Origin of the sequence: Amycolatopsis sp. NPDC049868, from assembly GCF_044461365.1 — a bacterium.
GTDB lineage: Bacteria > Actinomycetota > Actinomycetes > Mycobacteriales > Pseudonocardiaceae > Amycolatopsis.
In genome coordinates, this window is sequence record NZ_JBITKV010000012.1 from 70,645 (window position 1) to 96,294 (window position 25,650).

The window sequence follows — 25,650 nt, forward strand, 5'->3', positions numbered from 1 at the left end:
GATCGTGTCACGCGCTGACCGCGGTGAGCAGTCCTCGAGCCTTCGCCGCAGCGAGATCGACCCGGGAACGGCAGCCGGTCTTAAGGAACAACCGCGTTAGGTGGTACTCGACAGTCTTTTCCGTCACCCGCAGAGTGTCCGCGATCTGACGGTTCGTCCGTCCGACCCGGATGAGGTCGATGACGCGCATCTCCGTGTCGGACACCGTGGGCCGGTCGGCATCCGCGCGAGGCGGCGCCACGTCGCGGTCCCGCATGATCGCTTTGCTCCTCGCCCGGAGCGGTGCGGAGCCGAGGCCCCCCGCGATCTCGTACGCGTCGTGTAACCAAGGCCGCGGATCCACGGCCAGTTCGCCGAGCGCCAGGAAAGCGACGAGCAGGTCTGGGAAATGACCGCGACGCCGCGCCATGTCGGCGCTCGCCCGCAGGCTGCTTTCGTCCTTGGTGGCGACGCCACGGACGAATTCCAGGGCAGCGCGGCCGACGGGGCTTCCCATGCGATCGGCGAGCGCCGTCATCACGGTGAGCAGCCTTCGGCCCCAATCAGCCTGCCCGCCGCTCATGGCGATGGTGGTCAGACGCGACAGTAGCCGCTCCCCGCCGACCGGGACCTCTCCGGCACCGAACTGCCGGTATGCCCACCAGCCCCGTGCCAGCGCACTGGCATTGTCCCCGTCCGCCGCCAGCAGCCCGATCTCGGCCCAGCCACGCATCGCAGCGATCCTGCGATCGTCCCCGACCGCCGCGAGCCAGTTCGCTGCCTGCTTGAGCTCTCCGGTCGTGACACAGATTTCGGCGGCCAGCAGGCGACCGAGGTTCTGGACCGGGTTGGCGGAGTCGGCTGGCATCGGGGTGGCGATGAGTGTACGAACGGCTGACAACGCCGCCGGAAAGTCTCCGCGGGAGTACAAGGTGACGACACGGTGGTACCGGGCCAGCACGCCATGGTCGGGAATGCCGGAGTTCGTCCTGATAGCGAGTAGCGCCGCGACATCCCACATCGCCAGGGCATCGGCGAGCCCGTCGGACTCGGCAGTGTTCCGGTCGACGGAAAGCGGAGCGGTGATCGCAACCAAGCCCGCGAAGTCGATACTGTCGCCTGCGAACCAGCTGTCGTGCCATTCCAGCATCTCGTCGTCATCCTCGACGGCCTCTCGAACATCGTTCCCGATCGGGGAGGACGTGTGCAGAGCGGCGATGAGCGCCGCGGCCGAGAGTTCCTTCGGGTCGATGAATCGGGCGTGTTCTTCGGCAACGACGCTGAGACGCTCGTAGTCACCCGTCCGGAGCAGCAGTCGAAGCAACGCCGACAGCACTCGTGGTCGCACCTGGTCGTCGCGATCCAGGTGCCACAGGGCCGCGTGGTACCAGCGCGCGGCGCCTTCCTGCTCGTTCTCCCCGGAACCGCCCGCCTGGTCGAGAAGCACTCGCGCGAACGTGGCCGAAGGAGTTACCTCCTTTTCCGCCGCCGCGATGTGGTCGGCGATGGCGGTCTCGTTGCCACCGGTCTTCAGTAGATGCTCGGCGACTTCCCCGTGTAACCGGCGGGCCACCGGGAGGGCGTCGGCGAGCACCGCCTCGGACAGCGCCGGGCACGTGCTGCTCAATTGTCCCGACTCGTCGCTCACCAGCGCGCCGACCGCCGCCAGGGTGTCGACCGCGTGGCCGTATTCGGCGAGGTCGCGCCCCGTCGTGGCGGCGAGCGTGGGGAGATCTTCGACGCCGAATGCGGGCCCCGTGGTCGCGAGCACCATGAGCTCATGTCCGGCTGTTCCCAGCCGTCGCACCTGGCTCACGAGATCATGGCTTGCTGCGAGCCTTATCGGGGCGTCACCCGAGAGACATGCCCGACCGTGCACAATGGTGATCCGCCCGTCGCCGCAGAGTTCGTCCACTGTGGACAAAAGTGTTCCGGGGTCGCAGGCAAGGGGGCCGAGCGTGTGCCGAAGCGCGGTGAGCAGTGAATCGTCCGCGGTCTTGCGGATCCGTTTGCCGACGAGCGGGCCGACGTAGTCCTCGGAGAGCGGTCCGAGGTCGATCAGGTGGTCGGCCAGTTGAGCCAGCTGCACCGCAGGAGCGGCGAAGCGCCCGTCGTCGCGACAGGCCGCGACGACGAGGCATCCCGGTAAGCAGGCCGGAGCGAGCGCGAGCGTGGGATTCGGGACGGTGTCGAGATCATCGGCGATCACCACGATCGGGCCATGACGGTGAATCTTGCCGAAGATCATCGCGAGGTTCACGAGGAGACTCGAGCGCTGCCGCGTCGAGCGATAACGCTCGGGTGTGCCCAGCAGGCTCGCGGAGTTGACCGCACGGATCAGTTCGAAGTCGCCGAGTTCGTTGCAGAACTCCTGAAGCGCCGCGATGATCGCGTTGAAACCGAAGAGATCCCACGGCTCGACCGCCCCGGAGAACGGGATCCGGATGACAGTATGCCCGTCCTGCTGCCACCCATGCGCTGCCGCGGTGAGCAGCGCGGTCTTTCCGATCCCCGGCGTGCCCCGCACGACGGCGAGTGTGTGCCGATGAGAGTTGACGTCGGCCAGCGCGGCGTTCAGTTCGGACATTTCCGCGTCTCGTCCGGAGAGCGTTGTCCGTGCCATGCCGACTCCTTTCGCACTCATTGACTGTGTGTGTTCATGATGCGTGAGCCGGAAGGAGTACTCATTGGTTCAGTGACGGCACCCGTCTAACGTTGCCCGAACGACCATGGCCGGAGGGGACTGTGTGAGGGAAAACCCGTAAAGGTCACCAGGCCGAGGTGGCACTTGTACCGCTGCCAGCGGCAAGTGTGGTGAGGTGCAGGACGACCCATTTCCCCGGACGGGAGAAGCTGACGTGACGGGAGCCGCGATCGAAACGCGTCCTCTGGTGCCAGGTCCGGAAGAGGACCGGCTTGTGGCGGAGTGGCATGGTCCACACGCGCTGGTCCGTTGCCGGAACGAGCAGGCAGGAGAAGCTGAGCAGATCGCGGCATGGCCACGACGGACCGGGCATCTCACGGTCCTGGTGTCGGCCGCGGCGCACGGAAACAGTGCACTCGACGACACCGTCATGGGGCTGCTTCACACTGTGGTTCGTCCGGGATCCGAGTTTCACACCGTGTGGATCGCGCTGGACGGTCTCGGCGGGGAGCAGGGCAGCGGGATGCCATTGGCACGGCGTGTCCTGGCGGAGCTCCGGGTCGACCTCGTCGCTCCCGACGGCGCTCTCGCGGGAACGCCCGCCAACGGCCTGTATGTGGGGCCGAGCACGGGGTCGGTCGGTTGGCGCCGGTTCCACGGCGGCAGCCCGAGCACGGTGGTGGCCACCCGGCTCCCGGTGCCGGCCTGGGAACGACCTCTTCCCACGTCGCCACTGGCCGCGGGAGATGCGGTCGCCGAGCCGGTAGCCGCCGGCCTGCTCGTGCGCGCCGCACCCGCGGCACCGCTGACCTCGGCACATCCGGCGTTCCGGATTCCCATGGACCTGGCACGGCCCAAGCTGATCATCGAGGATCACGATCTGCTGCCGAAGCAGGTGAGTGCGCTGTTCGACACGGTATCGGCGGCCGTGCGGGCCGCGTTGCTGGTCGTCCCCCTGAACCCGGCCGGCACCGGTATCGGCTGGATCTCTCAGCTGGCTGATCTGTGGTCGCACGACGTCGTGTTCAGCACCGGGGTCCAGGTCGCCGTATCGCCGACACGGTACGTGGTCGTCACGGGACCTGACAGCGACAAGGGTTTCCGGCCTTTTCCCACTGTGGTGCGGCAGCGGCTGGGCACGTACGAACAGGAGGTGCTGGACGTCGCAGCGCCCCCGGACGGTTGGACCCGGTATTCGACGGTGGGATACCGGATGGCGGATGGCGGTCCGGTCGCGGAGGTGGTGCCCGCCGGTCTGGTCCTGCGAAGTGAGTCACACGCCGTATCCGGCCCGCGTGCGCCGTTCGATCCAAACGGTTGGACACTGACGGTCGGCGTGCTCGGTGAGGAGATCACGGATGACCTCGTGACCGCGTTCGACCGGCTGCTCGTAGGTGCCGGAAAGGATCGGCTGCGTACCGTCCGGGTGCAGGTCGACGGTGTGCTGGACCTGCGCGGCCGCGCGCGGCTCGCCGCTTTCGCCCACAAGGCCGGCGTCGTCGTCGATCTCCCCGCGGTGCCTGTGCCGCCCGAAGACGACAGCGTGGAGTCGCTTCCGGCCACTGAGGTTCCGGCGTTTCCGGTCGCCACGGTGTCCGGCCCGGGAACGCCGTCAACGACCGCGTATCCCCCTGTTGCCGAGGTGGTCGGACCAGAAGGCCCGCTGGAGACCGAAGTGGCCGGTGCGACGGAATCCGAGGACGACGTTGTGGTGATGGCGGATGTCGCGCCATGGCCGGAACGCACGAGCACGTCCGGTGAGCAGGCCCGGTTCAGCACCGCCGCAGGGAGCTCGTTCGCCGACGGGCTCTCGATGGTGAACTCGGCCATGGCCACCTGGCCGGCGCTCCGGCGGACTGAACTCGGGGCGAAGGCGGACTATGTCGCCGTGTGTCTCTACTTGACTCGTGGGCCGACAGGCGCCGTGGAGGTGAATCAGGCGCTGCGGGCGGGGGAGGAGGTCCAGCTCGACTCTTACCTCGCCTGTCTGGTGTCGGGCCTCGGCAGGCTGCCCGTCCATCGCCGGGTGGTGTTGCGACAGGCGCGATCCGATCGGAACTGGGACATCGGTACGGTTCTCACCGATCCCGGCTTCGTGAGTGCCAGCGTATCGCACGACGTCGGTGTCCCGGACGCCGAAGTCGACCTGCTCGTCTGGCCGGTCTCGGCTCGCCGTACCTCCGAACTCGTGCTGCACCGGCCGATCGACGAAGCGGTGTTCCTACCTGGCCGGCGATTCAAGGTGCTCGCGGTGCGGACCGCGGAACAGACCGATGACGATGACGACGTCCCTTCCGCGCCGGCCACGACCGTGTTGCTGCGCGAGTTGAGGCCGGACGAGCCCGATGCGCGGAGCATGGACGAGGCCGCGCTCGCGCGGCTGGAGCGTGCTTGGGAGAAACGGAAGCGTACGCAGGTGAGATTCATCGAAGAACCTGACGTGGTCCGCCGGCTGACAGTACCGATGGTCGTGGCAGGCTAGTGCTTCTCATCAGGTGATTTCTCACTGACTTTTAGGGCAGAACGCACTGAAGAACGTACAGATCGATACCCGCTGAGCTGGGCCAGGTGAACCATGTGGGTTCTCTGCGGCTCCCTTCGTCGCATGTTCATCTAGCTCGTCTAGAGGTCGGGTGAAGAGACTATGAAGGTCTTCGGGTCACCCTGGGTATGTGCCAGAACCCAGCGAGTACCCGGGGGCAGTCGTGAAACCTGTTCAGGTCTCGATTCACACTTCGGATTGGCTTCTTCGAGCGGGAATCACCGCGCTGCTCAAAAGCTCGCCCGACGTCAGCCTCGTGGCCGACACCGAGCGGACGGCCCCAGAGGTACTCGTGTTCGCCGAACACGTGGTCGCGTCCGCGCAGGTCGAGACCATCCGTCGGCTTTGCTCGGGCGGTACGACGAAGCGGGGCGCCCGATGTGTGGTCGTGGCGGATCGGTTCGACGTGGACACTGTCTTGACCGCTGTCCAGGCCGGCGTGACGAGCGTGCTGCCGACGCCCTGTGCGAACGAGACCAGGCTGACGGACGCCATCGTGGGCGCGGGTGGCTCCGTCGCGCTCATGCCACGACGGCTGCAGACGGTGTTCCTCCGGCAACTCCGTACTTTGCAGAGCGAGGTGCTCGAGCCCAACGGGTTGACGTTCTCGGGGCTGGAACTGCGAGAGCTCGACGCGATCCGGCTCGTGGCAGAGGGTTTCGCCACCGGCGAGATCGCCTCGAAGCTGTCCTGTTCGGAGGGCAGCGTGAGGGCGATGCTCTACGGCCTCATTCGCAGGCTTGGTCTGGCGAATCGGCCGCATGCGGTCGCCTACGCGATCAGGACCGGTGCGCTCGCCTGAAAGGCGCGGGCGACAGGGCTTTCGAGATGTGTTGTCGGCGCGAATGGTCATTCCGTCCGCGCCCTGATTCCATGCCGCTGTCTCGTTCTCGAATAGATCGGAGAAAGACGTCCCATGCGCTACGGAGTGCGGGACCAGCGTAGACCGCTGGTATTCCCTCGGGGGTTCCTTTGGGGTGCCGGTACATCCTCCTATCAGGTTGAAGGGGGTGTCACGGAGGGCGGTCGAGGTCCGTCGATCTGGGATGTCTTCACCGGCCGTCCGGGGACGGCCCATCACGGTGACACCGGGAAAGTCGCTTGCGACCAGTTTCACCGGTACCCGGAAGACGTCGCCACCATGGCGAAGATAGGACTGCCGGTCTACCGGTTCTCTGTGTCGTGGGCACGGGTGATGCCGGACGGCAAGCATGTATCGCAGGCGGGACTCGATTACTACCGTCGGTTGATCGATGAACTGCGCACTAAGGGAATCGAGCCGATGGTGACGCTCTACCACTGGGACCTGCCGCAGGCGCTCGAAGACGAGGGCGGGTGGCGTTCGCGTGCACTGGTCCGGTGTTTCGCGGCGTACGCGAAGATCGTGCACGCCGCGCTCGGCGACCGGGTCCGGTACTGGATCACGATCGACAAGCCGTTCTGCGGGGCATTCCTGGCCTATGGCAGTGGACTTCATGCGCCCGGCCATGGCGACCCATCTGCCGCGCTCCTCGCGGCGCACCACCAGATGCTGGCACATGGAACGGCAGTCGCGGAGTTGCGTGCCTCCGCCCCGCCCGAACACAAATTCTCGCTGGCGTTGAGTTTCTCCCCGGCGCTTCCCGAAAACCACGAACCGGAGAATATCGACGCGACGCGGCGATTCGATGGCCTGCGCAATCGGTTCTTTCTCGATCCGTTGTTGGGAAAGGGATATCCTACGGACGTTCTGGCTGACGCCGCCCAAGTGGCCGACCTCGGTGCCGCTGTAAAGGACGGGGACCTGGCGAAGATCGCCGAACCGATCGACTGGCTGGGGGTGAACTACTACGCACCGACCAGGATCAAGCGGCTCGCCGATACGAACGCTCCGAGAGAGTGCGCGCTGCCCGGGTTCGGTGGGATGAGTGTGGCGCCACCGCATGGCCGGCTGACCGCGTTCGGCTGGGAACAGCATCCGGATTCGCTGTCGGACTTGTTACGCTGGTTGAACTGGGAAACCGGCGGTCTGCCGTTGGTCATCGTGGAGAACGGCGCGGCGTTCGACGACACCGTCGCCGCGGACGGTCGGGTACATGACATCGAGCGGATCAACTATCTCCGAGAACATCTGCGAGCCGTTCATTCGGCGATCGAGCGAGGTGTGGATGTGCGCGGCTATATCGTGTGGTCCTTTTTGGACCACTTCGACTGGGTGGCGGGGTACTCGAAGCGGTTCGGTATCGTCCATGTGGATTTCGCTACACAGCGGCGCACCCTCAAGGACAGCGCATATTTCTATCGTGACGTGATCGTCGGCAACGCAGTACCGGCCATCGGGGCATCGAGTGGTTGAGCCGTGCGGGCCGAATAGACGTTCACGGTAGGTCGGTGATCCGGCGGGCGAGTCGATCGCGTCCGGCGGTGTCCAGCTTCGTGAGTAACCGCTTGACATGTGCCTGCACTGTGCGAGGCGGCAGGCCGAGCTGATTCGCGATCATGTTATGCGAATGCCCGGCGGCGACCAGCCTGGCGATGTCGATCTCGACCGGGGTCAGCGATGCCCACTCGTGCCGAGATCGTAGTGGCGCAGCGAGGGCCCGGCGGCGGATACCGAACGCGGAAAGGCGGAAATCCGCTCGCTCGAGGTCCCAGCTGGCCGCCAGTGTGGAGTAAAGGTCGGCGACCTCGTCGAAGATCGCTTGTGCGGTGACGAGCTCGCCGGTTCCGGCGAGCAAGGCGGCCAGATCCTCCAGCACCTGGCCGAGCTCGACAATCCGACCGACCTTGCGGTAGTGATCAGCGGCCACCCGCATCGCCTCGGGGTCGCCCTCGATCATGCCGCGACACCAGTTGCCTGAGGCGGTCGCCGCTCCAGCGAGCTTTTCCTTGGCGGCCTGGTGTTCACAGATCCCCAACGCACGACGAGCTCGGTCGTGGTCACCGACGCCGACGGCGAGGCGAACGATGATCGGCATCCATTGGTGCCGGCCTGGCAGTACCGATTCATACTGGGTCAGTAAAGGCGTCAGCAGTTCGAGCGCGGGTTCCCGGCCACCTTTCCGCGCGGCAGACATCGCTTGGGCGGCCAGGAGGAAGTCACCCGCCACGTTTTCGGGGTCTCTCGCCGGCGCGTACTCTTCGGCTGCGCGGAGGTGCGTGGTGAAGAGTTCCATGTCGCCACGTTTGCCCGCGATGAACGCCGCGATGCCATGGAGAAGAAGGACGGTGCTGGTCGGCTCCCGCGTGCCGAGAAACGTGAAGGCCAGCTCCTCCTCTGATCCCGACTCGACTTGGATGAGTGCTTCGTCCCACTTGCCGGTCCAGAAGTAGTGCACCATGGCCGGAACCCGGACGTCGTTCGGGGAGGCGCTGACGGCCGCGGCTCGCTGGGCGAGGAGCAGCGTTTCCTCGGCTTCGTCGAGCCGGTCCAAGCTGTGCAAGGCGAAGATCCGGTTGTCGAGCAGATCTAGCCTAAGGTCGCTGGATGCGTCCAACCGGTCGGTGATGGCGAGGGCCTTGTCGATGTGTACCAACGCACCCTCGTGATCTCCACGGGTCGAGCGGACGAGGCACAAGGTCTGCAGCGCGTGTGCGGTGCGGTACTCGTCGCCCGCGGCAGGAAGCAGCTCTTGGCGCGCCGCGGCCTCCGCCGCGTCGAGATCGTCGAGAGGGCCGCGTCGGAAGTTCGCGATGAGATGTTTGTGCCGTAGCCGCCACAGTTCCGGCACGTCCGGGTCGTCGATGGCATCGGAGAGGATGCGCATGGCATTGGTGGTCTCGCCGGCGCGGAACTGGATGGTCGCGAGCAGCTGACGCATTTCGGAGGCACGCGACGGGTCGGTCGCGACCGCCAGTGCCATCCGTGCCTGTGCCAGTGGCTCCCGGTTGAGCCGGAAGAGCACCTTGACCAGTGCAGCGGCGAGGACCTCCCGATGTGGATCGCGCGGAGGGCAGCTTTCGACAGCGTTGGCCAGCAGATCCGCGGCGACCTGAGGTGCCCGGCTCGAGACCTTTTCGTGGTTGTCGGCCAGCCACTGGAGCACCCAGGGATCGGCGATGTCGATCGCGGACAGCTGCTCGGCCACTCGACCGGGTGACGTGCCGGCCGACGCCAGTGCCTCGGCTGCCTGGCGGTGCAGGCTGGCGCGGGCGCCAGGCGGGATCCCATCGTAGAAGGCCTGTCGCAGTAGTGGGTGCCGAAAGGCCAGGTGGCTGGCGGAGTCGACGACGACGTGGGCGGCGGCTGCCTCTTCGAACACCACCAGCAGCTCCGACGGGCGTTTGCCGGTGACCGCGGCGACGTCCGACATGGTGAACTCAAGACCGAGCAGAGCTGCCCAGCGCAAGGCTTCGCGAACGTCGTCGGACAGCACGTCGAGCTTGCGTTTGATGGTGGCGACGAGCGACTTCGGCACGGTATAGCCACCGAGATCGGTGAGGTCGGCGGTACCCACGTCGGTGACGAGTGCGTGCTCGCGAACCAACCCGTCGGTCAACTCGGTGATGTACAACGGGTTGCCTGGGGTACGGGCTACCAGCTCACGGAGTCCTGGCCCTGCCGATGCGCCGATGATGGTCTCGTGCAGTCGGAGTGCCTCAGCTGAGGTCAAGGGAGTCAGTGGGAGGACCGTCCCGCCCTGGGCCTCGATGGCCCGGAGAAGCTGGTCCAGGTCCGGCCTGCGTGGGACGAGGCGAGCCGCACTGATGAGCAGCAGAGGGGCCGTGCGCGTCGCGGCGGCGAGGCGATGCCACAGCAGCACGCTTGCCTCGTCCGCCCACTGCATGTCGTCGATGATCAGGATCAGCGGAGCACGCGCGCACAGTTCGTCCACGTGGCCGAGTATCTGGCCGGCGACCGTGAGGGCCGGGTCCGAGCGGCTCCAGACGCTCGACGCGTTAGGTGAGCCGTGTTTGGTCGGAGCCAGGTCGCGAGGCTGGGGTGCCAGGCCGGGCTTGTCGATGTCCAAACAGTCGAGAATGACCTGGAAGGGCATGCGGGCGGACAATTCGTCGGCGATCGCCCAGCCGAGCTGGTAACGATCGCCGCGAATCGACCCGACGGCCTGGGCCAGCAACTCGGACTTGCCGATGCCGAAATCACCTTCGACCCATACCAGGCCGCCGTGACCGCGGCCGAGCTCGTCGACAAGACCGCGCAAGCGGTTCAGCTCTTCGTCCCGGCCGACGAAGGGAGCGGGTTCGCCTGATTCGAGCCTGCGTGCCACCTGGGCCGGCACCGCGAACAGCCGGTGTGAGCGGTCGGCTCCGTCGTCGTCGAGCACAGTGTTTCTCGGTACGCTCAGGGCCGGATCCTGGGCGAGGATCTGCGCGTGGAGCCGGCGCAACCCGGTTCCGGGCTCGGCGCCGAGTGTTTCGGCGAGGATCGCGTGCGCTTCTCGGAAAGCTTCCAGCGCCGCTGTCCGCCGTCCGCTCCGGTAGAGCGCCAGCATCCACAGCTCGCGGAGCCGCTCCCGCAGCGGATGGTCGTGTACGAGCTCCGAGAGTTCGGTATGAAGCTCGCCGGGCTCACCGAGGGTAAGTAGCGCCTCCGCGCGCAGTTCGATCGCCGCGAGCCGCAATTCGGTGAGGCGTACACGCTCGCGCTCCGCGAACGGCCCGGGCAGGCCGGACAAGGGCTCGCCATGGCACATCGCGAGGGCTTGATCGAGCAAAGCGACCGCGTTCCTCGAGATGCTCGCACCGCCCTGCCGCGCCCGCCCGATCAGCCGTTCGAACGCCGCGGCGTCGAGGAGTTCGGGCTCTATACCCAGGGTGTAGCCCGCGCGGCCCTTGACGAGCAGGACATCGGTGGACGATCGACCGCCATGCGGCTCGAGGGCCCGCCTGAGGCCGGAAACATAGTTGTGAATACCGGCGTCGGCACTCGACGGTGCGCTCTGGCCCCATACCGCGGAGACCAGTTCTGCCGTGGTCACCGGTTGACCGGCGCGCAGCGCGAGTACCGCGAACACCGCGCGTTGGCGGGGCGGGCCGAGTTTGAGCTCCGTGGGGCCGCTCAACGCGCGGACGGGCCCGAGTACCTCGATGCGAAGTCCGTCGCCTTCGCCGACCATGTACACACTCCACCACGTCCTCGGGCCTGTGCTACCGCGCCGCATTGCCACCGCACCGGGAGCAACGACAATGGTAGGCCGGTGCCGGTGAAGAGGCCGGGACGTTCATGATGCGGGTCCGCCCCTCGCCTTGAGTTCCCTCTCGACGAATGGCCGCCAACCCTAGTCCAGTCGACCCGCGGGGGCGGCGGCCGGGGGGAGAGCGGACAGCCGAGGTGTGTGCCTCACTGCGGAACGCGGAACCAGGCGGTGTCATGGGCACCGTTGATCACCGACATGGCCAGCTCGACACGCGACTGGACACCGGTGCGGGCGAACAGACGCGCCAGCCTGCTTTCGACGCTCTTCTCGCTGGCTCGCAGCACCAGCGCGATCTGCTTGTTGCTGAGTCCGTCGGCGACCAAGGTCGCCAGCAGACGTTCGTTCTCGGCAACGGTCTGTTTACGACCGGGTATGGAGAGGTCATGGTGTTGCATGAGGTTCCGGAGCCAGGCGCGGTGCAGCAGGGCATCCAGATCGTCGGCCAGCTCGTATGCCTCGTACAGCAGGGCCGGATCACAGAGTTGATGAGCGACGAGCTTCGCGAGCACGTTTCCGAGTTCGAACGGCCGGTCACGTTTCCGGGCCAGCCGGATAGCCTCCTCCGCGGCCGCATGGTCCTGTTCGACGAGAGCCGCAGCCAGAGAACGGTTGAGGAGGGCACTGTCAGTACCGGTCAACGAAGCCACGCGCTCGATCTCGGCCAGGCAAGCGTGCGCGGACGAGACGTCGCCGTGCTTCACCTCGAGCTCGGCGAGTTGCCGCCACAGCTCATCGGCTTCGATGACCAGTCCGTGTGCAGCGGCGTACGTGAGCCCGCGACGCAGTTGTTGCCTGGCTTGATCCGTCTGGCCCAAGGTCCGGTCGAGCAGCGCTTCGGCGCAGTCCAACAGGTGTGGCAGCGGAGGCCGGCTCTCGCGTGCCAAGCGCAGCAGTTCACGTCCGCGGGAAAGCTTGCCGCGGGACAGCTGGATCATCGCTGCGGAACGGTGCAAGAAGGTATGGGCCAGCTCATGGCCGTATACCGCGCCGCCCGCGATGGTCCGCCGGGCGAGTGTCATCGCCTGGTCGAACCTGCCTTGGTCGCTCGCGAGGATGGCTTGGATCGCGGGAGGCAGCGCTGAGTCGAACAGCGTGGATCGCTCACTCGACAGCTCGCCGGCGACACCGGTGAGCAAGGAAACCAGCAGTTCGAAGCCACGGAGATCCGCGCGATGCAGCGCAGAATGCTCAGGGAGACGTCGGTATGCGTCGTCGATGTGTGCTTTGACGAGGCCGTACCGACCTGAGACGAAGTGCGTCTGCGCTTCGAGGAAATGTCCGAAGAAAGCGGACATGGGTATCTTCGTCCAGCTGTCACGCTGCGCGTCCAGGAGGGTGCCGCATTCGTGCCAGCGGCCGAGGAGCTGCAGCGCGGTCGCTCTACCGATGACGTCTCGCCGGCTCGGATCATCCGCGATCCGCTCGACCGCCGTGAGGTCACCGGTGCCGTGCAGGGCGAGGACCTGCGCCCGATCCAGTTCGACGAGCTCGTCGTCGGTCAGCTGGGGGCCGAGTTCGCGTCGGACTGTGTCCGAGTGCAGCAAGGTTTGCCCATAGTCTCCCCGCGCGAGTGACATCGCCACGCGTACGAGCAGTATCCGCGCCTGATCCTGCTGTCCGGTAGGCAGGGCCGCCGCTGACCGCAGCCAGAGGTCGTTGTAGTCGCCGTTGGCCGGGATCGCGGCGGTCGCGTGCCGGACCAGTTGGGTACGGGCTCGCTCCGGGTCGACGAGCTTGCCCGCGATGGCCAGTTGATCGGCTGGGAAGTCCTCATCCTCGCACTGTGCCTTCTTCTGCCAGAGCGCGGTGATGGTTCGTTGCGCCAGGTGCCGTCGCTCATAGGGGCCGAGGTGTGTGGACAGCGCCGAGGCCAGCAGTGGTACCCGGAAACGCCAACCGCGTCCAGTGCGGCTGCGCTGGAGTACGGCCGCTTCTTGCAGTTCGTCGAGGAGCTCGAGGGCCGAACTCACCTTGATGTCCAGGAACTCACTGAGCAGTGTCGGTACCGATTCCCCGAGCTGGCACAGGACGGAAACCGCCTTGGCCGCCGTCCACAGTCGAGAGCCGAGCCTCCGGACGTTCATGACCAGTGGGTGATGTTCCGGCAGTGATAGATCACGGCGTTGCCGCACCAGGTGCGCGTATCCGTCGACGATCCGGATCGATCCGGTTCCCTGGTACTGCTCGATCACCGGAACGAGTGCGGCCGGGAGGCCCGCAGTGAGCCGCCGCAGGCCCGACACCAGCTCCTGGTCCGGCTTGGCCCCGAACGCGACCACGCCCAGCGCGGCGATGTCCGCCGTCCCCAGCGGCCGGACATTCACGTGGCTCAACAGCCCTTCGCGCCGCATTCTCTCGAAAGTGTCACGGCCGGCCGCGAGCAGGGGGGAAGGAACCGGCACTCGTATGGCGCAGACACAGCGCACAGTCGTTCCGGCGATCTGGCGTGCCAGTGACTCCAAGATGGCCAGCGAAGGAGCGTCGATCCATTGCGCGTCGTCGACCAGGATCGCGACACTGCCTTCTGACAGCAGCGGTTGCGCGATCGCCGCCGCCGTCTGCTCCGGGGTCGTGGCGGCGGGCGAGCCGAGCAGTGGTGAGGTGGATGGCCGCGTAGACGCCGAATGGGGGTCGTCACCGGACCGTCGGGCGACCGAGAGCAAGGCAGCGTGCAGTGGGTTGGCGAGCGGGTTCGGCGACAACCGCAACGTGACGGTGCGGATGCCCGTGCCGATCAGGATCGGCTCGAGCTGGCTCAGCAACGCACTCCGGCCGATGCCGAGCGGACCGGTCAAGGCTGTGATCGGAGATCCGGTGGCGCTCGTGACCATCTCCACGATCTCCGACAGCACCCGCTCGTTTCGTGCGGTGTCCGCCGGGGCCCGGTTCTCCCCGCTCACCGGTCGTCCCAGCTGCCGGACCACGGTTCGCGATGGGTCTTCAGGTGGAGTGCGTAAGTGTGGGGCTCGCTACCGCACGGTTCGGACAGGAGGCGAATTACCGTTTCGTCCGCGGCCGGTCGGGGATTGTCGATAACTGGCATTCGTCGTACCTTCCAGGTTGGCCGACGGGTCGAAGATACAGTTTTCCGTGGTCCACCGGTGCGCCCTGTGCGAATGGCGGACTTTCTTGAAGTGGTTGTGCCCGCGAGGCCGCGCTTATGTACGGTAAGCGGCCGATGCTGCCCAATAGTCTCTTTCCGCGGAAAATCGGAGAGTTCAACCTGCGGCGGCGAGCGAAGTCGCTGTGCTGGTCAAGGGGCCGACGTGCTGTCGGTGCCGGTTGAGCAGCGGATCGAATCCTTCGATCAAGAGTGCCTCAAGCTTGCGGGAGCACGTACGCTTCGACGACCGGTGTGCCTTAGTGTCGTCGGGAGCCGTTCCCGTGAGCGTAACGGAGGCGGCTTGCGGCAATGGTGCGTGCAAGACCGGCTGGAGGTAGTCATTATGGATCAGTCCGCTTTTTCCGGAGTCGGCGATCAGATCAAACCGCGGCGGAGAGCATGTGCGACAGCGTGAGCGCGGTTGCGGAGGCCGAGTCGAGTGTGCATACGGTGCAGGATGTTCTTGACGGTGCGTTCGGAGTAGTTCAAATGAGCGGCGATCTCGACGGTATCGAGTCCATCGGCGAGCAGCCGAAGTATTTCGGTCTCGCGGGAGGACAGGCCACTGAGTGTCAGGTCCAACGGGGCAAGAGTCTTTTCCTGCAGATAGGTCAGCTCGCGCAGAAGCCGGCCGAGTTGGTCGGCCGGCAGGTCACCTCGGTTGTGGTAGGCGTCCGAGACGGCCCTGAGCAGTCGTGTCGAGGTCACCTCCTGGCGCGGTACCAGCACGGTCAGTCCGCGTTCGATAGCGGTCCACAGATCGTCCATCTTGGGGCGATCGGCGATCAGGACCAGCCGACAGCCAGAGGGGATCAGGTCTTGCAGGCTGGGTTCGGCGACGGCGACGACGACCTCGGCTTCGGCCAGTTCATTCCTGAGTTCGATGCCTGGCTTGGCGCTGAGTTCGCCGATGAGGCCGGACCGTACGAGTCGGTCGGTCGCATGTACGGCGACACGAACCGGGGATGTTAGTGAACGGATCTTGGTCTTCTCATCGACTGGGGCAAGGGTTGAGGACATACTGCAAGAACACAGGTTGTGGTCGGCTCGTGACAAGGTCGGCAGGGCGGCAGTTTCTCGCGACGGTCAAGATTTCCGGTACGGTCGATGACCGCGGATGAGGCCGGCCTGGGGCCGTCGTTGTTCGGCAGTCTCCTCCTCGCCCATCGGAAGGCGGCCGGCATGTCACAAGCCGAGCTTGCCCGGGCATCCGGTATCACCGACCGCACAGTGCGGGATCTTGAGCGAGGCCGGACCAAAGCAGCCCAGCGACGTTCTGCCGAGATACTGGCCGATGCCCTGGCACTGACCGGTGATGAGCGTGAGAGCTTCCTCTCCGCGGCGAAGGACGGCCGCCGTCGTGCGGCGCGTACGTCCGAGATCGTGGCGGGGAACCGTTTTTCTCAGCCGGCGGTACCGGATCTTCTCGGTCGCGAATTCGAATGGGACCAGATTCGCCTGGCGGCAGGGGCCGGAGGCGCTGTGACCGCCATCGTGGGGCCTCCCGGCGTGGGCAAGACCGCGTTGGCCATGTGGGCCGCGCATCAGCTGGTCCCTGACTTCCCGGGCGGCATCCTGTCGATCGATCTGCGGGGCATGGATCAGCGGCCGGTCACCGTCCGTGTCGCGCTCGACCGACTGTTGCGTGCGCTCGGAGTGCCACCTGCGCAGATCCCGACGTCCGAGGTCGAGCGGTCGAACCTGTATCGGAGGTTGCTGGGTAGCCGTCGCGTCGTGGTGCTGTTGGACAACGCCGCCGACGAGGCGCAGGTCCGCCCGTTGCTGGCCAGGAGTTCCGGATGCTTGACCTTGGTGACCTCCCGTGTCGCACTCGCCGGTCTCGAGGCGGTCCGTTGGCTGAGGCTGAGTTCACTCACGTCCTCGGACGCGGTCGGGATGCTCACCACGATCGTAGGTGCGGAACGGATTGCGGCGGAACCTGAGGCAGCCGCGGAACTGGTGGCGCTCTGCGGGTATCTACCCCTCGCGGTGCGGATCGTGGGTAACCGGCTGGTAGCCCGGCCGCATTGGTCGCTGACATATCTCGTCACGCAGCTGCGTGACGAGAGTACTCGCCTCAGCTCGCTGCGCGCTGGAGATCTCCAAGTGCGGTCGGCGTTCGAGATGTCCTACCGCCGTCTCTCGCCGGCCGCGCGGTTGGTGTTCCGGCGGTTGGCGGCGATCCCCGGGGCGGACTTCGGTACGGAGCTCGCCGAAGTGGCGACCGGGATGACGGATATCCACCTCCATCTCGACGAGCTCGTCGACGCCGGTCTGCTTCAAGGCGCCTCGGTGGCGGGACGTTTCCGGTTCCATGACTTGATCGGCATTTTCGCCGTGGACAGGCGGAACGACACGGAACGACCGGAGGAATGTGAGCGGCAGGATCGAGAGGTACGCGAACACTTGCTCGGCACGGCGACGGCCGCCGGCCGGGTGCTCCTGCCGGAAACACTTGACACTCAGGAATTCCGCTCACGGCAGGAGGCCGCCGACTGGTTGGAGAGGGAAGGCGTGAACTGGACGGCGGCGCTGCGCCGTGCGGCGCGGCAAGGACAGCACCGTGAGGTGCTCGACCTGGGAAAGGCGATGCACTGGTACTCCGGCATCCGCACTCAGGAGTTTCCCTGGGACGAGATCTTCGAGTACGGCGTGACCGCTGCCCGCGCACTGGGTAGCCGACACGAAGAGGCCATGTTGTCGAACTTCCTCGGCTGGGCGCACTTCGTCTGCCGGGGCGAGGATGAAGTCGCGCTCACCTGGCACCGAGAGGCCCTGACGATCGCCGTCGAGATCGGAGACCGGGTCGAGGAGGGGTGGGCACACGTCTATCAGGGTGTGGTCATGCTGTGCTTCGCGCGAATCGATGAGGCACTTGTGCATGCGCGGAAAGCACATGACCTCTTCGGTGAACTAGCCTTCTGGGCACGCGGCGCTACCGCCAAAGTCTTGTTGGGCAGATGCCTCCTGGCTACGGGGAACACAGCCGAAGCGCTGGAGGTCCACAGGGGAGCGCTCAGCGCCTGCGAAACACATCGGTCCGAGGCCAGTCCGGAGGTTCGGCGATGGATCGGCTCTCACATCCTCGGATCGATGGGCCAAGTGCTGATGAAGGTGCCGGACCCACGTCGGGCCGCAGAGGCGTTCCGGCGTGCACGCGAGCTGTACCGGGAGGGGGGCTTGCACTTGCGTGAAGCCAACGCCGCGTTGAGCGAGGGCATCGCCTGGCGGGCGGCAGGCAACTACGCAGAGGCGCATCAGTGCTTGAGCATCGCCGCGGCGATGCTCACCGGTGTGTCGACCCGGACACAGTACGAGCGGGCCATGTCTGAATTGGCTCGGCTTCCCGAGTGCTGAGCCCTTTGTGGCTCTAGGGGTGCCTGCGGCGCATGAGGAGAGTGAGCAGTAGCAGGCCGGCGACGACGAGTGTGATCCCCAAGACGACAGTGCCGGATACGTCGGCTCCTGTGCTGGCGAGCCGGCGCCCCGGCAGGGTGGAGTCGTTCGTGCCGGTGCGTGCCGGAGACGTCGTGGCGGTGCCGCTGTCGTTGTTGAGCTCGGAGGGCGCGCCACCACCTCCGGCGGGCGCGGTGGTGGTGGCGGTGGTGGTGGTCGTCGTGGTCGCTGACGTGGCGGGGAGCGAGGGTACGGATTGCGTACCGGTACTGGTAGACGTGGTGGCCGAGGGTGGCGCAACCGAAGTGGTGGGTGTGGCGGTCGAGGTCGCGTCGGGCGGTGTGCTCGTCGAAGTGGGAACGTAGCCGACGTCGAACCGGTTCGTCGCCGACTGTTCGTCCGTCACCTCGACATGCGCGAATCCGGCACTGTCGAAGTCCGAGTCGGTACCACGACCGTCGCCTTGGTTCGGTGCGGTGATGGCAAAGCCGGGAATCGCTGTCGGCACCTGCACGATGACGCTGCCCGGCGACACATCGCCGAGCCGATAGCGGCCTCGGACGTCGGTGATGGCACGTTGCGCGGTTCCGACGATCTGGACCGTCACGCCGGCCAGGGGAGGGTCTGTGGGCTGCCGGATCCCGTCGCCGTTCGTGTCTTGCCAAGCTGATCCGCGGATGGATCCTGTCCGGGTGGTCGTCGTACTGATGCCGGTGATCGTCGCCTGTGAGGTGTCTTGAGTCGTCTGCGCGGATGCGGTGATATCGATGGCCGTCGGGAGAGAGGCGGATTTCGCTGTCATTGCCGGCGCGGCAGTGAGCGTCACGATGAGCCACCCGGGAGCGGCGGCCGCGGCGGCCACCCAGTGAGCTCTCTTCAAGGGGGAGTCCAATCAAGGTGTGGGCTGGTCAGGTGAGCGACCTCCAGCAGAGGAGGGCCGGCACGCTCAGTCGATCGCGTACCGACTGCGTGGAACCTCTGCCCGAAAGTCTCGCCAAACCGGAACCGGGTCACTATGCGGCGGTCGCCCAGAGTGATTGGTCCGATGGATCATCTTCCAAGGCTCGCAGTCCTCTGTGGTGCTTCACGGTGCTCACCACAAATAGCGAGGATGCGGTCGGTTCGCGAGGTCATAGTGCGATGAATGCCCTCGAACCTGGGTAACGTGCCCGATAGGACCAGGTGCTCGCCGGGTGTGGACAGGCGAGCAGCGGCGAGCGCACCTGGCGGGGACGAGTCTAAAGGGCAGCGTATCCCCGAGGGGAGACAAGACTGCCGAGGTCGTCTGGTCGTCGTGGCGTGACCGATCGTATTCTTGTGGGAACAATTTTGGGAGTCCGCCTCGAAGATCACAAGAATGATTGAGCCATGAATGATGACACGGATACTCCAGTAGCTGTTCCGTCGAAAGAGCGCCATGTCACACACCTTCACAATGCGGTGTTCGACCTGATTTTCAAGAACGGCAAGAAGGTGCCGATCAGGCTCGTTCTTCGGTATGACACGTTCGATCCTTATGCGGTGACGTTCTCCTTCGGAAAGTACTCGTCCGACTGGGTCTTCGGGCGCGAGCTCCTGGTGGCCGGCCTGGAAGAGGGGTGCGGGGAAGGAGACGTTCGGATCCGGCCCTCCACCACCCCCGGCCGAACCGTCATCGAGCTGGAATCGCCGGATGGGTACGCCCTGCTCGATTCCTCCACGCGGCAGCTGGAGGAATTTCTCGACTGTATCAACGAGATCGTTCCGCTGGGCTGTGAAGCTGCGTTCTTCCAGATCGACGACGAGTTGCTGACCTGGCTCGGATGACTCGTCATGGCTGACGTGACCTGAAATCGGCTGAACACACTCGGCTGTGACACCGGACGTGGCCGTGCCGTCGCGATACCTCGCAGGCTCGCTTGCGCACGACGCGGCGGAGGTCCTGTCGATGTTGTCCTCGACCCAGTAGCGCAGCGCTCGCCGTGGCTTGACAGTGCTGTGACCGAGCTCGGTCAGCGAGTACTCGACGTGCAGCGGCATCGCCGGATAGACGGTGCGGTCGATCAACCCGGACTTCTCCAGGCGTCGCAAACTCTGGGTGAGGACCTCGGGGCTGATGCCCTGCAGGCGCCGCTGTAACTCGCCGAAGCGCAGCGAACCGTCTTCCGCCGACGTCGACGTCGTCATCGACTTGGTCGGTGACCAGCACGACAGCACCAGCATTCGATCGCTGGACGTGCTGGGTTCCGGTGGCTTGATCGTCGCGATCCCCTCCGGTGTCTCGCCCGGGCTGGCCGCCGCGGCCGACGCGAAGGGGATGCGCGCCACGGCGTTCCTGGTCGAACCGGACGGACCGACGTTGACCCGCATCGCCCAGCTGATCGACTCCGGCGAAGTGGTCGTCGAGGTGGACGAGGTCTTCCCGCTCGATCAGGCCGTCGCCGCCCATACCCGCGGCGAGTCCAAGCACACCCGCGGCAAGCTCGCCCTGCGCGTCGCTTCCTGACGCTGTCGACGGCGACTGTCAACCAGCCGTCGACAGCGACCCTGAGATCCTGAAGCTGGTGGACAAGTGCTGGTCCCAGGACCCGAGGTCGGAACCGTAGCGCCGACGCGGCAGCGCGGAGCGGCCGCGAGTCGATCCGTTGTCGTGCTTCTGTCGACCGGACCGGATTCTGCCGCAACTGATCGCCTCACTCCTCGGTGCCTGAAATGGCGACGGTGACAGCGATGTCGTTGAGGTAGCGCGGCGACCTGACCAGGTCATCGAGTTCGTCGAGGGGCATGGCGGCCATTAATGATCGGGATGGAACCTCGTGCCGTGAATCGCCAACGTGGCCGGAATGTAAAGCGCGACAAACTCTGAGTGTGTGTCCGGGCAGGAAGTCGAATACCTTTACGAGCCACCTAAACTGAAGGACACCGAGCGGCGGTCACGCGAAGCTGCTTTCCGCACGAACCCGGCCGAAAGACCACTTGACCACGTATGGTCCCCTACCGACTGGTTGTGAATAGGCGGCAGTTGTGAGGAGAGGTCGCTCGGCCATGGTCTGGCGTGCGTAGGCCTGCCTGGGCTGGGACATCAGTGGTTTTCGCTTGTTCGCGTCTCGGTGCGCGAACCCGATTATCGGTCTGTCCAGGTATAGCGAAGGGATCGGCATGAACAACCGCAAGGCATTGGTTCTGGGGGGCGGGGGTCTTACCGGCGGTGGCTGGTTGATCGGCATGCTGTGCGGGCTCGCGGACGCCGGCGTCGACCTGTGCGAGAGTGACCTCATCGTGGGCACTTCATCAGGCGCCTTGGTGGGCGCACAAGTCGCTACAGGGTGTGATTTGGAGGTGCTGTACGACCAAACGGTCTTTGCGGCTCATCCGGAGCCCGCGCTGGAGTTGAGTTCCACCGCACTCGCCACCTTGGGCGGGCTTTTGGGTGGTGCGCAGAATCCGCAATTGTGTCGAGCCCGGGTAGGACACGCGGCGATGGAAGCGAAAAGCGCTTCGTCTCACTTGCGCGAATTCATCGGAGCTCGCCTCCCGGACTCGGAATGGCCGGAACGAAGACTTCGCCTCACCGCAGTGGAAGCGTTATCCGGTGAGTTCGCGGTTTTCGACAGCGAATCCGGCTTGTCACTGCTCGACGCTGTCGTAGCGAGTTGTGCTCTGCCGTTCGTCTACCCGCCGGCCCGGGCGCTCGGCCGGCGCTGGATCGACGGCTTCACCAGGTCGCCGGCGAATGCCGACGTGGCTGAGGCGTACGGCCGGATAGTGGTGCTGGCGCCGATGCCGGAGGGATTCGCCGCAAACAGCCGGGTCGTCGACCAGACCGCCGAACTCGCTTCGCGAACCGGCGCTTTGATCGCGACTGTCGTCGCGGACAGTGTGCCGGTCAGGCCGCTTGACCCCGCTCTGCTTCCGGAAGCTGCCGTGGCGGGCCGCGCCCAGGCGGCCGCTGTGGTGGACGAGATCGCCGTGGTCTGGAACGTGCCTTCGAAGGCGTCGGCGCCGGCCGGTCCAGCGGTGCGATGAGGAAGGAGCCGTCATGATGTCGACGGATGCTCAGTGGGTCGACGACCTCCTGTTGGCTCGATCCGATGGCACCCTTCTGCTCGATCGACCGATGACCCGAGCCGTCCTCCGGGAAGCCGTCGAGGCACGTCAGCAGGAACTGCGTGACCTCGGTATAGGATCGGAGTCATCAGTGGCCATCCGGGTGCCCGCGTGCGCTGAGTTCGTGACGACCGCGCTGGCGACCTGGCGATGCGGAGCCCGGCTCATCCTTGTCGACCACCGGGTCCCCGACGTCTATTGGGAACGAATCCTCGGTGAGTACCACCCTGATATCGGCGTGACATCGAGCGACGAAGCGTATCCCGACGGGCGGCTGGGCACTCGGCTGACACAACTGCCTGGAAGGCCACCAGCCACCGAGCACGCTCTCATCCAGTTCAGCTCCGGCTCCACCGGGATCTTCAAGGGAATCGGCCGGAGCGTCGAAGACATCGTGGCCGAAGTCGAAAAGACCGCCAGTGTGGACCACGCCCCCAAAAATGGCGAGAAGGTCGTTCTGTTGACCGCCTTCTCACACGCTTACGGGCTCTTCGCGGGGCTGCTCAACTCTTTGCGCACGGGCGCCGACTTGATCGTCCGCGGTGAGGGCACCGCCTTCGCGGTCTTTCGTACCATTCAGGAATGCCGTGGGCCCACCACGGTGCTCGGCGTACCGTTCCACCTCAGGATGCTCTCGACGGTCATCGACCCGCCGTCGCTCACTCACTTCGAGCGGTTCATTTCCTCTGGTGAGGTCGCTCCGGCCGACTTGTGCGACGCGGTCGCCGACCGCTATGGAACCCGGGTCGGTCAGATCTACGGTATGACCGAGACCGGAATGATCGCAGCCGACCTCGGCGGTCGGCTACGCCCGGCGGTCGGCGTTCTCGCACCCGGCGTGGAGGCGCGGACCAGGCAGGGAGAACTCCTCGTCCGGCTGTCCGCGTCACCGTATGTGAACGGTGCCGATCAGCTACGCGGCGGGTGGCGAAAAGGGTGGTTCCATACCGGGGATGCGGCATCCATCGATGACGAGAACCGGGTGCGTTTGGACGGGCGACTGGATTCTCAGATTGCGGTCGGCGGGCTGAAAGTCGACTTGATGGCCGTCGAAGACATCCTCGCCGCGATCGAGGGCGTACGCGACATCGTGGTCGTCCACCACAATGCGATACACGCCTACCTGGTGCTGGACACGCCCGACGTGCTCAACCACGTCCGCGACGCGGCCAACCGGTTGCTGGCGCCTCATCAGCGGCCTGCGGCCTACCACGTCGTACCAGCGCTGCCGGCCACGCCCACGGGAAAGCGAATACGCGATCCCGAACAACTCTCAGCCGCCGCGACGGTATCGTCTGCGCGGGTCGCCCGATGACCGGCCGACTGGAGTTGGAACGCATCACTGCTCAGATCGTTGATGCGCTGTGCTCTGTTGAACCGGCGACGCCGTATTGCGCTACGGCCACCCAGTTGGGCAGACCAGGTCTCGGGTTCACTGGCGATGAGTTGATCGAGCTCGTGCTGGGGCTCGAGAGACGCTTTGGCGTCGAGCTGCCCGATGAGCAGTCCGTACGCCTCGAGACCATGACGGTCCAAGAACTCACGGCCGACTTCGCGGCCCTGCTGAGAGACCCTGCGTTTCTCCGCAGCGGAGAAACGCGGTTGCCGACGCGCGCAGAAGTGCTGCACCTGGTCGCGGAAGCTCGCGGCGTCGATCCAGACGAAGTCTCCGAGGAAATCGACTCCTTCACGCGGATGTGGGTATTGCACGCAATGGAGCAACGTCGGCACGCGCACCTGGAAATCCCGAGCACCCGACTCGCGCGTATGGACTCGGTAGACCATGCGGTGCAAGTACTCAGGGAAGAGCTGCAACGGACCGAAACTGGCCAGCGCTCAGATACTTCGTCACCGGGCATGTCAGGAAAGACTTCAACGCAGGGAGCGTGAGCACGCGATCCCGTCGCCGTCACGGCGTCACGGCGTCACGCTGTTCGCGCGTGGCCGATGGACGACACAGCCGCTGTCGGATACGCCCCGGCACGGACACCGGCTGAACCAAAGTCATGTCGGAAACTCTCCCAGGTTATGCTAATTGTGTAAAATCTGGCGACTTTGTTGACTTCTTCGGTTTCGGGGATGTTCCATTGGCTGGTTCGGAACCATGAATTCTGAACAAGGGATTTCTATTGCCGATCCAGTAGGAAATGGTCGAAGTCGGGTGTGGAACGTGACAGTGAGAACGACGCGAGAACCTTCGGTCGCGACACGAAGGGTCCTGATGATCGGATTCTTCGTGATGGTCTTGGAAGGGTACGACCTGATCGCGTTCGGCGCCACGGTGCCGCTGCTGCTGCGGTACGAGCCGTGGGGGCTGACGCTTCCAGCCTTGGGGATCCTGGGCAGCCTTGCGCCGATCGGGATGCTGTGCGGGGCGCTGTTGGCGGGACCATTGAGTGACCGGTACGGCCGCAGGCGCACCACGCTGTTGAGTCTTGTGGTCGTCTCGGTCGCAATGCTTGCGTCTGCGGCGGCACCCGGCCCGTTCCTATTCGGTGTCAGCCGCGTAGTGGTCGGGCTCGGCGTTGGCGCGATCTTCCCCGCGATGGTGCCCTTGGTCTTTGAGTTCGCTTCTCCGAAACGAAAAAACTTCAATTCCGCGATCATCCTCTGTGGCATCACGGTAGGCGGTTCATTCGCGGCACTGGTGGCGGCGAATTTCCTGGTGACGCAGGGATTTCGCACGGAGTACCTCATCGGCGGGATGGTCGGCCTCCTGCTGGTGCCGATCACCCTTCGGTGGCTGCCGGAGTCTCCGGAATTCCAGAGAACGGACGGGGCGACATCGCGAATCAGGCCGGTTACTCGCGGTGTCGGCTTGGTGCTCCGGCGCCCATACCTGGCCAGGACGGTGCTGTTCTGTGGAACCGTGACCTGTTCCTACCTGCTCATCTTTGGAATGAACACCTGGTTGCCGCAGTTGATGCTGGCGGCGCGGTACCCGCTGGGCTCGTCACTGACCTTTCTGATGCTGCTCAATCTCGGCGCCACCGTGGGGACACTTCTCATGGCACTGCTTGCCGACCGTGCCGGCTCCAAAGGGCCGGTCGTTGCCTGTTTCGTGCTCGGCGCGGTCGCGATCGTCGCGCTGAGTGTCCGATCTGCGCCGGTAGTCCTTTACGCCATCATCGTCCTTGGCGGCTGTGGTGTGATCGGCGGGCAGGCACTGATTACCGTCTACATTTCCCGCACCTATCCGTCGCGTGCCCGAGCCAGCGCTGTCGGCGTCGCACTCGGTGTCGGCCGGATCGGCGCTATCGTGGGGCCTGCGCTCGGCGGGTGGATCCTTGCTGCCGGCTTGCCGCCGCAGTGGAACTTCGTGCTGTTCGCGGTGCCCGCGGTTCTCGGCGCGATCCTCACGTTGGTGATCCGTACCCGCTCGGAGGAAACAAAGGGAAACCCGTTCACCGCGATACCGCTGAACGGCCGCGACCTCGCAAGCCTGGTCGGCGAGGCGAACTGGCGCCCGACACTCGTTGGCACAAGGCCACACGCAGTCCCTGCTCGACGGGGCCGCGGCAGAAAGCGCCGATGAACACCCGCCCACGGACCGCTCCGCCACCTCAAAAGTCAGCGGCTGATCGGTCGGCTGATCGCGGACTTCAACTCGTTGTCCACTGAGGGCGAAAGCCAGGCCGATCTCGTTCCCGGACCAGTTGGATGTCGAGAGCCCGGCTTGCTCCCTGCTGTGAGCGTGGGGTGGGGCCTTGCCGGCGTGCCGTTGTTGTATGGCGCCGACAACGCCATCGCCACCGATTACCCA

At 65.6% G+C, this 25,650-nt stretch carries 15 protein-coding genes and 1 pseudogene; 10 read left to right on the top strand and 6 right to left on the bottom strand.

What is annotated here, in order from left to right; all coding sequences use genetic code 11:
* Positions 1–7: 7 nt before the first annotated feature.
* The gene (locus ACIBTM_RS36065) at positions 8–2,602 is read right to left on the bottom strand and encodes an AAA family ATPase (protein ID WP_395881639.1); all 2,595 of its coding nucleotides are present in this window, start codon (positions 2,600–2,602) and stop codon (positions 8–10) included.
* A 499-nt stretch (positions 2,603–3,101) separates the two neighbouring features.
* Between ACIBTM_RS36065 and ACIBTM_RS36070 the strand changes: the two genes are divergently transcribed.
* The 3 genes from ACIBTM_RS36070 to ACIBTM_RS36080 all read left to right on the top strand — a co-directional run bounded on the left by ACIBTM_RS36070 (position 3,102) and on the right by ACIBTM_RS36080 (position 7,500).
* Positions 3,102–5,105 carry a hypothetical protein gene (locus tag ACIBTM_RS36070; RefSeq protein ID WP_395881640.1) on the top strand — a complete coding sequence of 668 codons (2,004 nt, stop codon included), beginning with the start codon at positions 3,102–3,104 and terminating at the stop codon, positions 5,103–5,105.
* 190 nt (positions 5,106–5,295) lie between these two features.
* Positions 5,296–5,967 carry a LuxR C-terminal-related transcriptional regulator gene (locus tag ACIBTM_RS36075; protein ID WP_395881641.1) on the top strand — a complete coding sequence of 224 codons (672 nt, stop codon included), beginning with the start codon at positions 5,296–5,298 and terminating at the stop codon, positions 5,965–5,967.
* A 114-nt stretch (positions 5,968–6,081) separates the two neighbouring features.
* Positions 6,082–7,500, top strand: a complete 1,419-nt coding sequence (locus tag ACIBTM_RS36080) for a GH1 family beta-glucosidase (protein ID WP_395881642.1) — start codon at positions 6,082–6,084, stop codon at positions 7,498–7,500.
* Between the two features lie 22 nt (positions 7,501–7,522).
* On the opposite strand, the gene ACIBTM_RS36085 is transcribed toward ACIBTM_RS36080, so the two are convergent.
* From ACIBTM_RS36085 to ACIBTM_RS36095, 3 genes are all read right to left on the bottom strand, one after another.
* Positions 7,523–11,221: a BTAD domain-containing putative transcriptional regulator gene (locus ACIBTM_RS36085; RefSeq protein ID WP_395881643.1), complete on the bottom strand. Its 3,699-nt coding sequence runs from the start codon at positions 11,219–11,221 to the stop codon at positions 7,523–7,525.
* A gap of 224 nt (positions 11,222–11,445) precedes the next feature.
* A complete protein-coding gene (locus tag ACIBTM_RS36090; RefSeq protein WP_395881644.1) occupies positions 11,446–14,202 on the bottom strand; it encodes an AAA family ATPase in 2,757 nt (918 codons plus the stop codon).
* Positions 14,203–14,780: 578 nt separating this feature from the next.
* A complete protein-coding gene (locus ACIBTM_RS36095) occupies positions 14,781–15,425 on the bottom strand; it encodes a response regulator transcription factor (RefSeq protein ID WP_395881645.1) in 645 nt (214 codons plus the stop codon).
* 87 nt (positions 15,426–15,512) lie between these two features.
* Here ACIBTM_RS36095 and ACIBTM_RS36100 point away from each other — a divergent pair, with 87 nt between their 5' ends.
* Positions 15,513–17,762 (top strand): NB-ARC domain-containing protein, encoded by a 2,250-nt coding sequence (locus tag ACIBTM_RS36100; RefSeq protein WP_395881646.1) that lies wholly within the window; start codon positions 15,513–15,515, stop codon positions 17,760–17,762.
* A gap of 13 nt (positions 17,763–17,775) precedes the next feature.
* Here ACIBTM_RS36100 and ACIBTM_RS36105 read toward each other — a convergent pair whose 3' ends face one another.
* Positions 17,776–18,627 carry an SdrD B-like domain-containing protein gene (locus ACIBTM_RS36105; RefSeq protein WP_395881647.1) on the bottom strand — a complete coding sequence of 284 codons (852 nt, stop codon included), beginning with the start codon at positions 18,625–18,627 and terminating at the stop codon, positions 17,776–17,778.
* A 542-nt stretch (positions 18,628–19,169) separates the two neighbouring features.
* Between ACIBTM_RS36105 and ACIBTM_RS36110 the strand changes: the two genes are divergently transcribed.
* Entirely contained in the window at positions 19,170–19,607 is a 438-nt protein-coding gene (locus ACIBTM_RS36110; RefSeq protein ID WP_395881648.1) for an SsgA family sporulation/cell division regulator, read from the top strand.
* A gap of 174 nt (positions 19,608–19,781) precedes the next feature.
* Here ACIBTM_RS36110 and ACIBTM_RS36115 read toward each other — a convergent pair.
* A pseudogene (locus ACIBTM_RS36115) lies at positions 19,782–20,003 on the bottom strand (winged helix-turn-helix transcriptional regulator); the annotation flags it as partial.
* Here ACIBTM_RS36115 and ACIBTM_RS36120 point away from each other — a divergent pair.
* The 5 genes from ACIBTM_RS36120 to ACIBTM_RS36140 all read left to right on the top strand — a co-directional run bounded on the left by ACIBTM_RS36120 (position 19,897) and on the right by ACIBTM_RS36140 (position 25,422).
* Complete coding sequence (locus ACIBTM_RS36120; protein ID WP_395881649.1) at positions 19,897–20,286, top strand: zinc-binding dehydrogenase; 390 nt, start codon at positions 19,897–19,899, stop codon at positions 20,284–20,286. The pseudogene ACIBTM_RS36115 and the gene ACIBTM_RS36120 overlap by 107 nt on opposite strands.
* 653 nt (positions 20,287–20,939) lie before the next feature.
* Positions 20,940–21,806, top strand: a complete 867-nt coding sequence (locus ACIBTM_RS36125; protein WP_395881650.1) for a patatin-like phospholipase family protein — start codon at positions 20,940–20,942, stop codon at positions 21,804–21,806.
* Positions 21,807–21,819: 13 nt separating this feature from the next.
* Positions 21,820–23,202 (top strand): class I adenylate-forming enzyme family protein, encoded by a 1,383-nt coding sequence (locus ACIBTM_RS36130; RefSeq protein WP_395881651.1) that lies wholly within the window; start codon positions 21,820–21,822, stop codon positions 23,200–23,202.
* On the top strand, positions 23,199–23,777 hold the full coding sequence (locus ACIBTM_RS36135) for a hypothetical protein (RefSeq protein ID WP_395881652.1): 579 nt from the start codon (positions 23,199–23,201) through the stop codon (positions 23,775–23,777). Before ACIBTM_RS36130 ends, ACIBTM_RS36135 begins: the two co-directional genes overlap by 4 nt.
* Before the next feature lie 331 nt (positions 23,778–24,108).
* A complete protein-coding gene (locus ACIBTM_RS36140; protein WP_395881653.1) occupies positions 24,109–25,422 on the top strand; it encodes an MFS transporter in 1,314 nt (437 codons plus the stop codon).
* Positions 25,423–25,650: the final 228 nt, after the last annotated feature.

What these genes read in the sequence shown, in the direction of transcription:
- ACIBTM_RS36065 (WP_395881639.1), bottom strand. Translation starts at nt 2,602, where the DNA reads ATGGCACGGACAACGCTCTCCGGACGAGACGCGGAAATGTCCGAACTG.
- ACIBTM_RS36080 (WP_395881642.1), top strand. Translation starts at nt 6,082, where the DNA reads ATGCGCTACGGAGTGCGGGACCAGCGTAGACCGCTGGTATTCCCTCGG.
- ACIBTM_RS36085 (WP_395881643.1), bottom strand. Translation starts at nt 11,221, where the DNA reads ATGGTCGGCGAAGGCGACGGACTTCGCATCGAGGTACTCGGGCCCGTC.
- ACIBTM_RS36095 (WP_395881645.1), bottom strand. Translation starts at nt 15,425, where the DNA reads ATGTCCTCAACCCTTGCCCCAGTCGATGAGAAGACCAAGATCCGTTCA.
- ACIBTM_RS36100 (WP_395881646.1), top strand. Translation starts at nt 15,513, where the DNA reads ATGACCGCGGATGAGGCCGGCCTGGGGCCGTCGTTGTTCGGCAGTCTC.
- ACIBTM_RS36110 (WP_395881648.1), top strand. Translation starts at nt 19,170, where the DNA reads ATGAATGATGACACGGATACTCCAGTAGCTGTTCCGTCGAAAGAGCGC.
- ACIBTM_RS36120 (WP_395881649.1), top strand. Translation starts at nt 19,897, where the DNA reads ATGCCCTGCAGGCGCCGCTGTAACTCGCCGAAGCGCAGCGAACCGTCT.
- ACIBTM_RS36125 (WP_395881650.1), top strand. Translation starts at nt 20,940, where the DNA reads ATGAACAACCGCAAGGCATTGGTTCTGGGGGGCGGGGGTCTTACCGGC.
- ACIBTM_RS36130 (WP_395881651.1), top strand. Translation starts at nt 21,820, where the DNA reads ATGATGTCGACGGATGCTCAGTGGGTCGACGACCTCCTGTTGGCTCGA.
- ACIBTM_RS36135 (WP_395881652.1), top strand. Translation starts at nt 23,199, where the DNA reads ATGACCGGCCGACTGGAGTTGGAACGCATCACTGCTCAGATCGTTGAT.
- ACIBTM_RS36140 (WP_395881653.1), top strand. Translation starts at nt 24,109, where the DNA reads ATGATCGGATTCTTCGTGATGGTCTTGGAAGGGTACGACCTGATCGCG.